Below are 16791 nucleotides of genomic sequence, written 5' to 3'. Positions count from 1 at the left end.
AAATTAAGATTTCATTCGTCCTATTTTAAATCAAAAAAACTGACCATTGGAATCTACTATTCTCTCCATTCATAAACTCAATAAACGTTACGGCAAAATCCATGCGGTAAAAGACGTTTCTCTCGAAATACACAAAGGCAATGTTTATGGCATTCTCGGTCCAAACGGAAGTGGAAAATCCACCACCTTAGGCATCGTTTTGAATGTGGTCAACAAAACGTCCGGTGACTACAGTTGGTTTGACGGCGCTATGGAAACCCACGACGCTTTGAAAAAAGTAGGTGCTATCATCGAACGTCCCAATTTTTATCCTTACATGACGGCAAAAGAAAACCTGGAATTGGTTTGCAAAATCAAAGGCATCAGCTATGATAAAGTCGATGAAAAACTTACTGTTGTTGGCCTCATGGAAAGGAAAGACAGCAAGTTCAAAACTTTCTCCCTGGGAATGAAACAACGATTGGCCATTGCCTCTGCGCTTTTGAATGACCCGGAAATTTTAATTTTGGACGAACCAACCAATGGTTTGGATCCACAGGGAATTCACCAAATCAGGGATATCATAAGATTGATTGCCTCTCAAGGCACAACGATTCTTTTGGCTTCTCACCTATTGGACGAAGTCGAAAAAGTGTGCAGCCATGTGTTGGTTTTGCGCTATGGCGAAATCCTGTACAATGGCACAGTTGACGGAATGATAGCGCACGAAGCTTATTTCGAACTTCAAGCCAATGACAACAACAAGCTGATTGAAACCATCAATGAACATCAGGAAATTGAAAAAATTTCGGAAGTTGAAGGTAAGGTAATCGTTCATTTCAAAAGAAATGTTGATCCTGCCGAATTGAACAAATACCTGGTTGGCAAAGGCATTTATCTGAATCATTTGGTCATGAAAAAACTGAGTTTAGAAGAACAATTTTTAGCTTTAACCAAATAATAAACGCCTCGACCATGAAAAGATTACTTGCCATTGAATTACAAAAAATCTGGAAAAATCGCGCCAGTAAAGTTTTGACTATAGGCTATTTTGTCATTCTCTCTTTTATCGCCCTGATTGCTTCCATCAAGTTTGAGATAGGAACTTTTAAAATACATTTTGCCGAAATGGGGATTTTCAATTTTCCCTTTATCTGGCATTTTAATACCTGGGTAGCTTCGTTACTCAAATTTTTCCTGGCGGTAGTCATCGTCTCGATGATGGCCAACGAGTACAGTTATGGCACTTTGAAGCAAAACCTTATTGACGGCATGAGCAAAAAGGAATTCATGCTTTCCAAGTTTTTAACCGTCGTGCTTTTTGCCTTAGTCTCTACAGTATTTGTCTTTGTCATGTCACTACTGCTGGGCTTGAGCTTTTCATCATACAATGAACCTAGCATAATATTTTCAGAGTTGGAATACCTTTTGGCTTACTTTGTGAAACTTCTTGGGTTTTTCTCCTTCTGTTTGTTTTTGGGTGTACTGATAAAGCGCTCTGCTTTTGCGTTAGGTTTTTTATTCTTTTGGTTTATAGGTGAAAAAATATCCTATGCTTTCGCCAAATTTGAATTCTTTGACAGAGACCCGAGAGTCGATACGTTTTATTCCTTTGCGCCTCTTGAATCAATGAGCAATCTAATCATTGAACCATTTACCAGAATGAGTGCCATCCAAAATATCCAAAACGCAGTAGGAGAAAACAGTGTCAAAGATTATGATGTTCATTTTTCCTCGATTCTTATTGTGTTGGCCTGGACAGCCATCTTCATTCTCTCTTCTTATCAGATAATCAAAAAACGAGATTTATAATCAATCATTTACCAATTCTTAAAGAAAACATAAATAGGAAAACTTCTTTTATGTTTTCTTTTTTATTTGCTAATTTTAGCAAATGAAAATGAAGTTACTTTTTTTATCATTTATTGCCTTCTTCACTATAAATTGTTTTTCACAGTTTAGTAAAACACACTATATACCGCCGCTTTCAGGATCAACTAATGTTACTGCCGAGGATCAGTTTTTATATATTTCAACTCCCAATATAAATCCAATAAATTTCAGGATTATCGAATTGGGCGGAGGCGTCATAAACGGAACGGTTTCCAGAAGCGCGCCTTACATTTACGATATAGGTTATGGCAATGATACCCAACTGCATGTTGATGCCAGTTTGGCCAATACCGTATTCAACAATAAAGGCTATATCGTCGAAGCAGATGACTTAATTTATGTTTCTGCCAGAGTAACCGCAGGCTCCGGAAACCAGGCCGGTGAATTGGTATCCAAAGGAAAAGCCTCATTAGGAACCCATTTCAGGGTTGGAGCATTGACCAATCTCAATGTTGGTAATTATACCGATATTCACACTACATTCATTTCGGTTTTAGCCTCAGAAAATAATACAACAGTCAATTTCAGTGGCATGAGAACCGGTACTCAGCCTATCAATAGCGCATTAGGGAATGCCCCATTCAGCATCGTTTTAAATAGTGGTGAAAGTTATGTGATGGCAGTTCAGGGACCAAATCCGGCCAACAAAGACGGATTAATTGGTTCATTAGTAACCTCAGACAAACCGATAGCCTTAAACTGTGGTTCGTTTGGAGGAACTAATGCCGTTGGTAATCTCGATTTAGGTTTTGACCAAATAGTACCGGTAGAGCGCATCAATGAAACCGAATACATTTTTATAAAAAGTACCGGTATAGATTTGGTTGAAACTGTTTTATTGGTGGCAGATGTTGACAATACTGAAGTATACCTGAGCGGATCAGCTACACCGGCAACTATTTTAAACGCTGGAGATTATGTTGTTTTTGATGGTTCTAATTTTGATCTTAATGGAAATTTATATGTAAACACCAGTCAAAAAGTATTTGCCTATCAGAGTATAGGAGACAATAGTGCCACAGACCAAAGAAATCAGGAATTATTTTTTGTGCCGCCCTTGAGTTGTCAGACACCAAGGATAATAGATAATATTCCTTCCATCGATTATGTTGGCGGAAGACAGTTCACCGGAAGGGTAACCATCGTAACTAAAACCGGAGCTTCCTTAAATTTTATCATTGACGGCGTCAATTATACTTTAGCCACTTTATCAGCGTTTGCTAATGTTGACGGACCAACCGCTGTAGTTGGTAATACGAATTATGAAACCTATGTCATCACAGGGTTGACTGGTGATGTCTCGGTATTCTCTACTGAAGAATTGTATCTGGCTGCTTATGGCACCAGTGGTGCCGCAACTTTTGGTGGATTTTATTCAGGATTTACTTTTGAACCTGAAATTTCTTTTAACCAATTAGACATCACACAACTCAGCTGCATTCCAAATACGATTTTATCCGTGAATACTTTGAGTCCATTTGATACTTTTCAATGGTTTTTTAATGGAAGTGTGATTCCTGGCGCAACCAACAGCAGTTATACACCATCGGCTCTCGGACCGGGTTATTATTTGGTTTCCGCAACTATTTCCAATTGTAGTGCTCCGATAAATTCCAATGAAATCCCGGTTAGCTCATGCCCTATTGACACAGACAATGATGGCATCAACAACAATGCCGATTTGGACAATGACAATGATGGCATTACCAATTGTACTGAATCCTACGGAGATCAAGGAGTCAATTTGACCAATACAAGCAATGGAACAGTTGCTGTTGGCAGTTATACCAATTCTTTTGTCGGTACCGTAGCATTTGCCGGAACCGGAACACCTTCTGCAACTCCGGTGGTTGGTGACGCTAATGGCAATTTTGTCACAGAAGCCGCCAATGGAAAACAAAACAAAGTAAGCTTTACCACCACTTGGAACAATCCGATCAGTTTGGCGGTTGAATATGCTTCCACAGCATTGGCCAATGATTTATTTACTGCTTCAACAGAAATCAGGATTACCTGTCCAATTAATAGGACACTAACCATCTTAAATCCAAATGATCAGGTTTTGGTTGACACCAATTATGATGGGATTTTTGAAAACGGGATAACAGAGTATTCTTCTTTTGAAATTCGCATTCGTTTAAACAGCAATGTGCCATTGGCAACGGGAACGGGAACTTTTTCCATCAGGGGAAATTTAATCGATGCAATTACTGTAACCAATGTAAATTTGGTAGATACCAACACCAGTAGAGCTGCTTTGCGACTGATAGCAACCTGCGTTCCGAAAAATTCGGATAATGATGCAATTGCTGACCAACTGGATTATGACAGTGACAATGATGCTATTCCGGATTTTGTTGAATCGCAAGGCCAAAACGTCGTAGCGCTTTCAAACTCAGACACTAATAATGACGGGATTGATGATATTTTCGGAACCGGAATTACTCCTGCTGATTCAGACAATGATACTTATCCAAACTATTTGGATATTGACAGTGATAACGATGGAATTTTTGACATCATCGAATCAGGAAGTCCGGGCAATGGATCCAACACCAATGGAATAACCCTTAATCCTATTGGAAGCAATGGTCTCGATAACAGTCTTGAAACTTCAGCGGACAGTGGCGTTGTAAATTATACCATTGCAGATACAGATGGAGATGGCATTTTGAATTATATAGAACTGGACAGCGATGATGACGATTGTTTTGATGTAAAAGAAGCCGGCTTTAGTGATGTGAACAATGATGGCGTTTTAGGGGAAGATTCCCCAATCGTAATCGGCGGCAGCGGAGTAGTTGTCAACGCCAGTGGTTATGGAGTACCTAACGGGAATTATGTTATTGGGGCGCCTATATCTATTTCAGCACAACCGGTTGACATTACTACCTGCGAATTGCAATCTGCCACTTTTACAATTACTTCTGTTCCTGTTGACAGTTACCAATGGCAACTTTCCACCGATAATGAAACCAGTTGGTCCAACTTGGTCAATAACGCTACTTATTCGGGTGTGAATACCGTTTCACTAACCGTTTCCAATGTTTCTCCTTTGATGGCTGGTTACAAATACCGTGTGTTTATCAATAAAAATGGGAACAGTTGCGGTTTGTATTCTGATGCGGCGGTATTGACTACTTATGCCTTACCGGTAGTGACTACGCCAATCACTTTAAAACAATGTGATGATGATACCGATGGGATTTCTGTTTTTAACCTGACTCAGAAAAACGATGTGATTTCAACCAATTACCTCAATGAAACTTTCACCTATTATACGACTTTGGCGGCTGCCAATAGTGAAAACAGCACTTTTGAAATTACAACGCCATTAGCCTATACCTCCGGAAACGCAAGTGTTTATGCTCATGTGGAAAACAGCAATGGTTGTTTTAGAGTCGCAAGAATTGATTTGATTGTTTCCGTGACGCAAATCCCGGCTAACTTTGTGGTTCCAAATCAGTATTTATGTGATGATTATCTTGATGCAGTTAATGATGACCGTGATGGTATTTCGGGACCATTTAATTTCACCGCTATTCAAAATAGTTTGATGGCCATTTTACCGGCCAATGTATCGGTTAAGTTTTATAAAACCGAAGCCGATTTCTTAGCGGAAACTGATGCCAGCGGAAACTCTTTAGCCATTGCCAATATTACTAATTACAGAAATATCGGTTTCCCGAATACGCAGACGATTTGGGTTCGTGTCGACAGCACATTAGACAATTCCTGTTTTGGCTATAAGACTTTTGATGTGGTTGTTGAAGCCTTACCGACAGCTTATCCTGTGAATGCTGCCAATTTAATCCGTCATTGTGATGACAATCAGGATGGTATTTATGGCTTTGACACTTCGGGAATCCAGGCTGCGGTTTTGAATGGTCAAACCGGTGTAAATGTCACCTATTTCAGGGCTAACGGAACACAAATCCAACCGTTTCCCAATCCGTATAATGTAACCGGAAGTCAGACGATTACCATCAGGGTCAGCAATAATACCACACAAACCGGTGGCCAACCTTGTTATGATGAAGTGCCGTTGCAATTCATTGTAGATGATTTGCCCGAAGCTTTTGCTGTTTCAAATGCGCTGACGACAACCTGTGATGATGAAGCCATTTCGATTGAACAGAACGGCCTGTATGACTTTGACACTACTACTTATCTGAATACCATTCTAGGCACGCAAACTGGAATGAATGTTTATTATTATGACCAAAATAATGTGCTTATCCCGAGTACAATTCCAAATCAATTACCAAATCCTTTTACAACCGGTACACAAAACGTGAGAGTTGTAGTTGAAAATCCTATCAATACCGCTTGTTATGCCGAAACCATTATTCCATTTGTGGTTAATCCGGTACCCAAAATTGATCAGGAAGAAACAATCATTATTTGCGTTCCTGCCAACCAGGCGGTTATTGATGCCGGTATTGTGGATGGCTCACCGATTTCAGCCTATACTTATCAATGGTATGATAACAATGTCATCATGGCCGGACAAATCAACTATTCCTTAACCGTAAACACGCCAGGGGTATACAGTGTTACAGTGACTAACAGTTTTGGTTGTACCAGAACCAGAGTCATTACAGTTATCGGTTCCGAAATTGCAACGATTCAATCCATTGAAGTGACTGAATTGACTGATATCAATTCGATTTTAATCAATGTAACCGGTTCGGGTGATTATGAATTTTCCTTAGATGATGTCAACGGACCCTACCGGGACAGTAATTTTTTTAACAATGTGCCGATTGGTTTCCATGAATTATATGTCCGTGACAAAAACGGCTGTGGTTCACTTGGACCAATCCTGATTGCAGTGCTCGGCATACCAAAATATTTTACGCCAAACGGTGATGGCATCCACGATTATTGGAATATCAAAGGTGTCAGCATGTTATCGAGTACCAATACAATCATTTATGTTTTTGATCGTTATGGAAAATTGCTGAAACAAATCAGTGCCTTTAGTCCGGGTTGGGACGGAACCTATAATGGACATCAGATGCCCGGCGATGATTATTGGTATACGATTGAGTTGGAAGACGGCCGCAGTGTCAAGGGTCATTTTACTTTAAAACGTTAAATTAAATCAGACCAATGGCTTTTATCAGAAAATTAATTATTCTGTTTTTACTCCTTTGCTTTCAATTTGGTTTTTCTCAAAATGATTGCCTGAATGCAATTGTTTCCTGCGGAAATACCAGCTTCAATAACTTGTCTGTTCAGGGAGCAGGCATACAGGAAGTAACCGGCGCTAATTCTTGTGGAAGTGGCGAAAACAATTCGTTATGGATTAAGGTCACCATTAAAACCGACGGAACACTAGGGTTTTTAATTACCCCTGAAAGTACTTTTCTTAGTGCCGATTTTGACTTTTTTGTTTTTGGCCCCGATGCCAGCTGTGAAAGTTTAGGTACCAGTATAAGATGTTCTACCACAAATCCTATTGCTTCGGGATCCAATAGCAATCTAACCGGAATGATTGACACAGAATCAGACTGGTGGGAAGGGCCTTCAGAAATGGGAAATAATTATGTGCAATGGTTAGATGTTCTTGTAGGTGAAACCTATTTCATTGTCATAGACAGGGCTCTGGGAAATGGCAATTTTTCGCTTGAATGGACCGGAACGGCAACTTTTAGCGAACCTCCTGTGGTTAATCAAAGTTTAAGCGGTGCGTTGAACCTTGAGCTTTGCGACAGCGATGCTATTTCGGATGAATTAACCGAATTTGATTTGACCCAAAGTGGAAATCTAGCCATAGGAAGCCAAAGCAATATGATAGCCACTTATCATTTAACAGAAAATGACGCCATTGTTGGTACAAATGCCATTGCAAATCCAACCGCTTTCAGTAACACTACAAATCCTCAAACCTTATTTATCAGGGTGCAAAATTCAATCACCAGTTGTTTTAGCACCGCTTCTTTTATCTTGAACGTAATTCCTTTTAGTGTTCCTGATCTTATTGATTTGCAGGAATGCGATAACGATAATAATGGTTTTGCTGTTTTTAATTTATCCGTAATTCGAAATCTGTTAACCGCAAATCCAAACAATGCCGTTAGCTTTCATCATTCCAATACTGATCCCATAAGCCTACCCGATTTGTACACCAATCAAACCGCCTTTACCAATGAAGTCATCTGGGTAAAAATTTACAATTCAGTTACCGGATGTACTATTTACAAATCCTTCAATATCATATTGAACTCTGCTCCAACAGTAGTTGCCTCACAAATAACCCAATGTGATTTCGAGATTTTCCCTGATGGCATGACTACCTTTAATCTGTCACAGGCCAATTCGGTTTTAACCAATGGAGACAATTCCCTAACGACGCAATTTTATCTCAACCCAACTGATGCCATAAACAATCAAAATGCGCTAAATACAACATTCAACAACACAACCAATCCGCAAACATTGACGGTTAAAGTTACAAATCCTTCTACAGGTTGCTATAGTTTGACACAGTTAACCTTAAATGTGAGCCTGAATCCAACGACTACCGTCACGCTTCAAAGTTGTGATGACAATGCCGAAGACGGAATCGCTTCTTTTAATTTGGCAGATGCTGGTTTTGAGGTCAATGGCAACTCCGCAAGTTATTATTACAATATCAATGATGCTCTGATGGAACAAAACCCTATAACAACCAATCAATTTTCAGGGCAGGATATTTATGCCAGGGTTGAAAATGGAAATGACTGCATCGGCATACACATCATCCGGCTTGAAGTTTCCGCCATTCCTCAGACCTCTGTTGCTGTACAGGGAATCTTGTGTGCCAACCTACCCAATCATCCTGTTACCTTACATACTATAATCAATACTCCCGGAAATTATGATTTTTATTGGTCACCAAACGGAGCTAATACACAGAACATTTCGGTATTCCAGCCAGGAGATTATACTGTAACTGTTACCGATGTTTTGTCTTCCTGTGCCAAAACGGTTACCGTTCATTTAGACGCTTCAGAAGCACCCATTATAGATACTGTGGAAGTTCATGATTTGGTACAAATCAATTCGGTGACAGTGCTTGTTAACGGAAATGGTGATTACTGGTACAGCCTTGATGGCAATAGTTATCAGCCAACTAATTTCTTTTCTCCTGTCCTTCCGGGACAACATATTGTTTCTGTTCAGGATATGAACGGTTGTGGAACGATTTATCAGACCGTATTTGTATTGGGCATTCCCCATTATTTCACGCCAAACGGTGATGGCTATCAGGATTATTGGCAAATAAAAGGTTTGGACCTGACTGTGAATGGCAATAGTAAAATTTATATCTTTAATCGATACGGAAAAGTGTTAACACAATTCGGACCTCAAGACGCTTGGGACGGTACTTATAACGGACACCAAATGCCAGCCGATGATTATTGGTACTCCATACAATTTGAAGATGGCCGCAATGCCAAAGGGCATTTTGCCTTAAAAAGATAGATTATGAAAACGAAATTAATCACAACCCTTTTAGTGGTTATGGCCACGATTACCAATGCCCAGAACGTGAAAGTTTCCAGAGGAAAAGTACAGCGTTTTGAGAATTTCAAATCCCAATTTGTGGATGCCCGTAATGTTGATGTTTGGTTGCCCAATGATTATTCGGAAAAAGAAAAATATGCCGTAGTTTACATGCATGATGGTCAGATGCTTTTTGATGCCGAAACCACTTGGAACAAGCAGGCTTGGGAAGTCGACGAAGTCGCGGGAAAATTGAATGACGAAGGCAAAGTCAAGAAATTCATTGTCGTGGGCATTTGGAATATCGCCGAAAAAAGACATCCTGAGTATTTTCCGCAGAAACCTTACGAAAGTTTAACGCAAACGCAGAAAGATACCATTACGGCTCAATTGCAAAAAGCCGGAAGAACTAAAGCGGTTTTCAAACCTTATTCCGATTTGTATTTGAAATTTTTAGTCACCGAGTTGAAACCTTTTATTGATTCCCAATTTTCGACTTTAACCGATAAAGACAATACATGTATTGCCGGTTCGAGTATGGGCGGTTTGATTTCGATGTATGCGATATGTGAATATCCGGAAGTATTTGGAGCTGCTGCTTGTATCTCGACGCATTGGCCGGGGATTTTTGCGGTAGAAAACAATCCAATTCCGGAAGCCTTTAATGATTATTTGAGAACCTATCTTCCGAATCCGAGAACGAACCGGATTTATTTTGACTATGGTGATAAAACGTTGGATGAATTGTATCCGCCGTTGCAGCAAAAAGTGGATTTGGTCATGCGTGAAAAAGGATTCAGCAGAATCAATTGGACGACCAAATTCTTTCCCGGAGAAAATCATTCGGAAGAAGCCTGGCAGAAAAGATTGAATATTCCGCTGGAGTTCTTATTGCAAAAATAACCCTAGCCCCGATGGAAGCAAAAATCCTTTTGCTTGCGCTGAGTTTGCGAAGCGACAGCAAAAGATTGACGCGAACAGCGGGAAATAGCTTCAAAAAAAAATCCCAAAGTCACTAATTGGAATTTGGGATTTAAATATTGTAATTTAAAATCGCTTAGATTTTGAAACGTTTTCTGTCGTTTTCGTTCAAATAGATTTTACGCAAACGCAACGATTTTGGTGTTACCTCAACATACTCGTCTTTTTGAATGTATTCCAATGCTTCTTCCAAAGAGAATTTAATGGCCGGAATGATTCTGGCTTTATCATCTGCTCCTGAAGAGCGAACGTTTGATAATTTTTTGGTTTTGGTAACGTTTACCGTCATATCATCTGAACGGGTGTTTTCACCAATAACCTGACCTTCGTATATGTCTTCGTTTGGATCGACAAAGAATTTACCTCTGTCTTGTAATTTATCGATTGAATAAGGAATCGCTTTTCCATTTTCCATAGAGATTAACGAACCGTTATTTCTTCCAGGAATTTCTCCTTTGAATGGTTCATAACCAATGAAACGGTGTGCCATGATTGCTTCACCAGCAGTAGCGGTCAACAATTGATTTCTCAATCCGATGATACCACGTGACGGAATGTTGAATTTCACAATCATACGCTCGCCTTTCCCTTCCATAGAAAGCATTTCACCTTTACGAACAGAAACGAACTCAACCGCTCTACCTGATAAATGCTCCGGTAAATCGATGGTTAATTCCTCGATTGGCTCACATTTAACACCATCAACTTCTTTGATGATAACCTGTGGCTGCCCGATTTGCAATTCGTAACCTTCTCTTCTCATCGTTTCGATTAAAACCGATAAGTGAAGAACTCCACGACCGAAAACCATGAATTTATCAGCAGAATCAGTATCCCCAACTTTTAACGCTAGGTTTTTCTCTAATTCTTTTGCCAATCTGTCTTTAATGTGACGTGAAGTCACAAATTTTCCTTCTTTACCAAAGAAAGGTGAATCATTAATGGTAAACAACATGCTCATTGTTGGCTCATCGATAGCGATGGTTTGCAATGCTTCAGGGTTTTCGAAGTCGGCGATGGTATCCCCAATTTCAAAACCTTCTACTCCAACAATCGCACATATATCTCCGGCTACTACACTTTCTACTTTTTTACGGCCAAGACCTTCAAAAGTGTGTAATTCCTTAATTCTTGATTTGATTACTTTACCGTCTCTTTTTACCAAAGAAATCGGCATTCCTTCTTTCAATTCTCCTCTTTCCAATCTTCCAATAGCGATACGACCGGTAAAAGATGAGAAATCCAAAGAAGTGATTAACATTTGAGGTGTTCCTGTAGAAACTTTCGGAGCCGGAACGTGTTCAACCACCATATCCAATAAAGGTTCGATGTTTGAGGTTACATTTTTCCAATCATCCGACATCCAGTTTTGTTTGGCCGAACCGTAAACGGTTGGGAAATCCAACTGCCATTCTTCTGCACCTAATTCAAACATTAAGTCGAAAACTTTTTCGTGTACTTCTTCCGGAGTACAGTTTTCTTTGTCCACTTTATTGATTACCACACAAGGTTTTAATCCTAAGTCGATTGCTTTTTGCAACACGAAACGCGTTTGTGGCATCGGCCCTTCAAAGGCATCCACCAATAGACAAACACCATCAGCCATATTCAATACACGCTCTACTTCTCCACCAAAATCGGCGTGACCAGGAGTATCAATAATGTTGATTTTGGTTCCTTTATATACAACCGAAACGTTTTTAGAAGTAATCGTAATTCCTCTTTCACGCTCTAAGTCATTGTTGTCAAGAATTAAATCACCGGTATTCTCGTTTTCACGAAATAATTGACAGTGATACATAATTTTGTCAACCAAAGTCGTTTTTCCGTGGTCAACGTGAGCAATAATTGCAATGTTTCTGATAGATTCCATGTGTGCTTTTTTGTGGGTGCAAAGGTACACTTTATTTTTAGATAAAAAACCAATAACAAATTAGTTTACACTTTATTAAAATTAGGGCTAATGGTTTATAAAAACCTTAATAAGTTTTTGGCTAAATTTTCAAACTTATTTGAAAATCTATATATTTGGAGTAATGAAAAATAATTCTAATAAAATAACATTAACATACGTCCTTATCTTAATGTTTGTGGCCATACTCGGTCACCAAATTTTTTTAGATTATATCAATGCTTCTCCTGAGAATTCCTCCTTTTATTTTTATATCAGAGATTTTATTTTCATTATGATTTCGGGGATTATTTTAAAAATCATCCTGTATCAAAACGATGAAAAGAACAAGTCTGTTTTTGAAAAACTAAAAGTGACCAATAATGAAATCCTTGAATCCAATGAGCGTTATGACATTGTAGCCAAGGCGACGAGTGATACTATTTGGGACTGGAAAATTGAAGATGACAGTTTTATTTGGAACAAAGGAATCCAGGGTGTTTTTGGGTACAAGAAAGAAGAAGTCGGTAAAACCTCGAAATGGTGGTTTGAGCGAATTCATCCGGAAGACAGTTTGAAGATGTCGGTGAAACTCTACTCCTTTTTGGAACAAAAAACAGAAAAATGGCAGGATGAATACCGTTTTCAATGTGCGGATGGCAGTTATAAATATGTTTTTGATAGAGGATTTTTGGTCAAAGACAAAGAAGGCAAACCTATCAGGATGATTGGAGCGATTCAGGATATTACCAAGCAAAAAGAAGAAGAGCAGCGATTGAGATTACTCGAAACGGTAATTACCCAAACCAAAGACGCGGTCATGATTACCGATATCGACACTTCAACCGAAGTAATTCCGAACATCATTTTCGTAAACTCTGCCTTTACCGATATGACAGGCTACAAGGCCAATGAAGTTATCGGAAAATCACCTGTAATGTTCTTTGGTCCAAAATCGGATATTCTTGAATTTGACAAACTAAAAAACGCCATTCAGGATTATAAAGAATGTTTTGTGGAAAGCATAAGTTATAAAAAGAACGGTGAAGAGTTCTGGATTAACTTCTCGATGATTCCCGTGACCAACAAAGATGGCGAACATTCCCACTGGATATCGATTCAGAGAGATGTTACTGAAGAAAAGAATAAGGTCAAAGAAAGAGAACAGCTTATTCGAGAATTGACACAAAACAATAAGGATTTAAAACAATTCTCATATATCACTTCCCATAATCTGAGAGCACCGTTGTCCAATTTGACCGGTTTGCTGAATTTGGTGGAAGACATGCCGATAGAAGATCCGGAATTAAAAGAAATCATTGCCGGCTTTACAAAATCAACGCATTTGTTAAATGAAACCATCAACGATTTGGTTAAAGTGGTAATCATCAAAGACAATCCATCAATACAGAAAGAGAAAGTACTGATTAAGGAAATATTTGAAAATGTATTCAACCAATTGAGCTTTTTGATTGGGTTGCACAAACCGATTCTGAAGATTGATTTGGAAGAAGTAACAATTTTGAATATTAATAAGTCCTACTTAGAAAGTATTTTTTTAAATTTACTGACCAACGCCATAAAATACAGATCAGAGAACAAACAATTGCGCGTAACCATTTCTTCAAAAGTGGTAGATGACAATTTGATCCTGACGTTTAAAGACAACGGAATCGGCATTGATTTGGTTAGGAACAAAGACAAAATTTTCGGCTTGTACCAAAGATTTCACAATCATCCCGATAGCAAAGGACTGGGGTTGTATTTGGTAAAATCACAGGTAGAAGCCATGGGAGGAACAATAAATGTAACGAGTACTGTAGGCAAAGGGACCACTTTTACCATCATATTCAAAAACAATTAATCTATTCAAATGCTTGATAAAATACTTTGTATAGACGATGATGCCATAACCTTGATGCTTTGCAAAAAAGTCATTGAAAGGGGTGCTTTTGCGCATGAAGTACTCACTGCCAAAAACGGTGAAGAAGCTATAATGTATTTTAATGAATTGGCACCTCAGTATCAACAGGATCAGAATTTGTCTTACCCGAGATTAACCTTTCTGGATTTGAACATGCCAATCATGAATGGTTGGGAGTTTTTGGATCATTATCTTGAAAATGGCTATCAGGACTTGTTTAAAGAAGCGAAGTTTATTGTGCTTTCGTCAACGATTGATCCACAGGATGTGATAAAGGCAAAGAATTACCCAATGGTTATTGACTTCCTTTCAAAGCCCATAACCAAAGAAATGTTGGAGAATTTAAAACCCGGAATGTAAGATTGATATAAAATAAAAAAGCACTCAGTTTTGAGTGCTTTTTTTATGCTATTATAAGTTAGATTATAACTTAGAAACGTGTTTAGTTAACTTAGATTTTAAATTAGCTGCTTTGTTATCATGAATGATATTTTTCTTAGCTAATTTATCAATCATAGAAATAACAGTAGACAATTTTGCAGAAGCTTCTGATTTGTCTGTAGCCAATCTTAATGCCTTGATAGCATTACGGGTTGTTTTGTGTTGGTATCTGTTCAACACTCTTTTCTTTTCGTTGCTTCTGATTCTTTTTAAAGCTGACTTGTGATTTGCCATTTTCTTGTAATTTAATTGTAATTAATAATAAACATTTAGTTAAAAAAGAAAAACCTCCCACAATTAAAATAATCACTTTGGTTTTAACTAATAAAACAAAATTCGAGACACTGAACGTTTGCTTTATAAAACTAATTTACAACTAATTGTAGCCCGTAGGGGAATCGAACCCCTCTTACCAGGATGAAAACCTGGCGTCCTAACCGATAGACGAACGGGCCATTAAGCCTTTGATGTTTTTTGTAGCCCGTAGGGGAATCGAACCCCTCTTACCAGGATGAAAACCTGGCGTCCTAACCGATAGACGAACGGGCCATCTTTGCTTAAAATTGCGGTTGCAAAAATACAACTATTTTTCAATCACACAAGAGCAAAAAAATATTTTTTCTGATTTTTATTAGTATGCTTTTGCAAACAGCACTCTACCAGTGGATTTGTTCCCTGAAAAAACACAGATTCCTTCCTCTTCTTTTTGGTCTAAAGGAATACAACGAATGGTTGCTTTGGTCAAATCCTTGATTTTTTCTTCCGTCTCAGGAGTTCCATCCCAATGTGCAGCAATAAAGCCGGTCTTGTTCTCCAAAACATCCTTAAATTCTTCAAACGAATTGACTTCAGTAACGTGTGTATTTCTGAAATCCAGCGCACGATTGAACAAATCTTTCTGGATTTGCTCCAATAAGTCGGCAATGAAAGTTACCGCACCGTCTTTGGCAATGACCTCTTTGGTCAACGTATCACGACGCGCAATTTCAAACGTTCCATTTTCTAAATCTTTTGGTCCAATGGCAATCCTAACCGGAACGCCTTTCAATTCCCATTCTGCAAATTTAAAGCCTGGTTTTTGAGTCGTTCTGTTGTCAAACTTAACCGAGATACCTAGTTTTCTGAATTGGGCAACCAATTCATTCGCTACTTCTGAAATAGCATTAAATTCTTCGTCAGTTCTGAAAATTGGCACAATCACCACTTGGGTTGGCGCTAAATTTGGAGGCAAAACCAAGCCGTTATCATCGGAATGTGTCATTACCAACGCACCCATCAAACGGGTTGAAACGCCCCATGACGTTCCCCAAACATGCTCTTGCTTGCCTTCCTGATTGGCAAACTTCACATCAAAAGCTTTGGCAAAATTTTGTCCTAAGAAGTGTGATGTTCCTGCCTGTAATGCTTTTCCATCCTGCATTAAAGCTTCAATACAATAAGTTTCTTCCGCACCGGCAAAACGCTCGGTTTCTGTCTTTAATCCTTTGATTACCGGAATGGCCATAAAGTTCTCTACAAAATCCGCATAAACATGCATCATTTTTTCAGACTCTTCAATCGCTTCAGCTTTGGTAGCATGTGCCGTGTGTCCTTCCTGCCATAAAAACTCTGCTGTTCTCAGGAATAATCGGGTTCTCATTTCCCAACGCACCACATTAGCCCATTGGTTAATCAGCAATGGTAAATCTCTATAGGATTGCACCCAATTTTTATAAGTTGACCATATAATCGCCTCACTGGTAGGACGAACAATGAGCTCTTCTTCCAATTTGGCATTTGGATCAACCATTAATTTCCCCGGTTTATCAGGATCATTTTTTAAACGGTAATGAGTAACAATCGCACACTCTTTGGCAAAGCCTTCAGCATTCTTTTCTTCGGCTTCAAACATGCTTTTGGGCACAAAAAGAGGAAAATAGGCATTGCTATGACCTGTTTCTTTGAACATTCTGTCTAATTCTGCTTGCATTTTTTCCCAAATTGCATAGCCATATGGCTTGATAACCATACAACCTCTAACTCCTGAATTCTCAGCTAAATCAGCCTTGACCACAAGTTCGTTATACCATTTGGAATAATCTTCGTCTCTTTTTGTTAAGTTCTTACTCATATTGAATAAATTGGCATAAAAATTGTTTAACTTTTTTTAACTAAATAGTTCGACAAAACTAACTATTTTTGTATAGTC

The 16791-nt window shown here is 38.7% G+C and carries 10 protein-coding genes and 2 tRNA genes; 7 read left to right on the top strand and 5 right to left on the bottom strand.

Going from position 1 to position 16791, the window contains the following annotated elements:
• Positions 1–46 precede the first annotated feature (46 nt).
• From P1K33_RS05610 to P1K33_RS05590, 5 genes are all read left to right on the top strand, one after another.
• Positions 47–940 (top strand): ABC transporter ATP-binding protein, encoded by an 894-nt coding sequence (locus P1K33_RS05610; RefSeq protein ID WP_284651914.1) that lies wholly within the window; start codon positions 47–49, stop codon positions 938–940.
• A gap of 14 nt (positions 941–954) precedes the next feature.
• Entirely contained in the window at positions 955–1791 is an 837-nt protein-coding gene (locus P1K33_RS05605) for an ABC transporter permease (protein ID WP_284651912.1), read from the top strand.
• An 88-nt stretch (positions 1792–1879) separates the two neighbouring features.
• Entirely contained in the window at positions 1880–6973 is a 5094-nt protein-coding gene (locus tag P1K33_RS05600) for an FIDD domain-containing protein (protein ID WP_284651911.1), read from the top strand.
• A 14-nt stretch (positions 6974–6987) separates the two neighbouring features.
• Positions 6988–9345 carry a T9SS type B sorting domain-containing protein gene (locus P1K33_RS05595; protein WP_284651910.1) on the top strand — a complete coding sequence of 786 codons (2358 nt, stop codon included), beginning with the start codon at positions 6988–6990 and terminating at the stop codon, positions 9343–9345.
• 3 nt (positions 9346–9348) lie between these two features.
• Entirely contained in the window at positions 9349–10269 is a 921-nt protein-coding gene (locus P1K33_RS05590; protein ID WP_284651908.1) for an alpha/beta hydrolase, read from the top strand.
• Between the two features lie 154 nt (positions 10270–10423).
• Here P1K33_RS05590 and typA read toward each other — a convergent pair whose 3' ends face one another.
• Positions 10424–12220, bottom strand: a complete 1797-nt coding sequence (gene typA, locus P1K33_RS05585) for a translational GTPase TypA (protein WP_284651907.1) — start codon at positions 12218–12220, stop codon at positions 10424–10426.
• Between the two features lie 163 nt (positions 12221–12383).
• On the opposite strand from typA, the gene P1K33_RS05580 reads away from it, so the two are divergent.
• Together P1K33_RS05580 and P1K33_RS05575 are read left to right on the top strand one after the other, a co-directional pair.
• Positions 12384–14102 (top strand): PAS domain-containing sensor histidine kinase, encoded by a 1719-nt coding sequence (locus tag P1K33_RS05580; protein WP_284651906.1) that lies wholly within the window; start codon positions 12384–12386, stop codon positions 14100–14102.
• Between the two features lie 9 nt (positions 14103–14111).
• Positions 14112–14522: a response regulator gene (locus tag P1K33_RS05575; RefSeq protein WP_284651905.1), complete on the top strand. Its 411-nt coding sequence runs from the start codon at positions 14112–14114 to the stop codon at positions 14520–14522.
• A 63-nt stretch (positions 14523–14585) separates the two neighbouring features.
• On the opposite strand, the gene rpsT is transcribed toward P1K33_RS05575, so the two are convergent.
• The 4 genes from rpsT to proS form a co-directional block, all read right to left on the bottom strand.
• The gene (gene rpsT / locus P1K33_RS05570) at positions 14586–14837 is read right to left on the bottom strand and encodes a 30S ribosomal protein S20 (protein ID WP_284651904.1); all 252 of its coding nucleotides are present in this window, start codon (positions 14835–14837) and stop codon (positions 14586–14588) included.
• 149 nt (positions 14838–14986) lie between these two features.
• Positions 14987–15058: transfer RNA gene (locus P1K33_RS05565), tRNA-Glu, on the bottom strand.
• Between the two features lie 22 nt (positions 15059–15080).
• Positions 15081–15152 (bottom strand) — tRNA-Glu (locus P1K33_RS05560).
• 82 nt (positions 15153–15234) lie between these two features.
• Positions 15235–16713 carry a proline--tRNA ligase gene (proS, locus tag P1K33_RS05555; protein ID WP_284651903.1) on the bottom strand — a complete coding sequence of 493 codons (1479 nt, stop codon included), beginning with the start codon at positions 16711–16713 and terminating at the stop codon, positions 15235–15237.
• Positions 16714–16791: the final 78 nt, after the last annotated feature.

The sequence above is a fragment of the Flavobacterium terrisoli genome (assembly GCF_030167905.1).
GTDB lineage: Bacteria > Bacteroidota > Bacteroidia > Flavobacteriales > Flavobacteriaceae > Flavobacterium > Flavobacterium terrisoli.
Note: the sequence above shows the minus strand (reverse complement) of the source record. Positions and strands in the feature narration are given on the sequence as shown.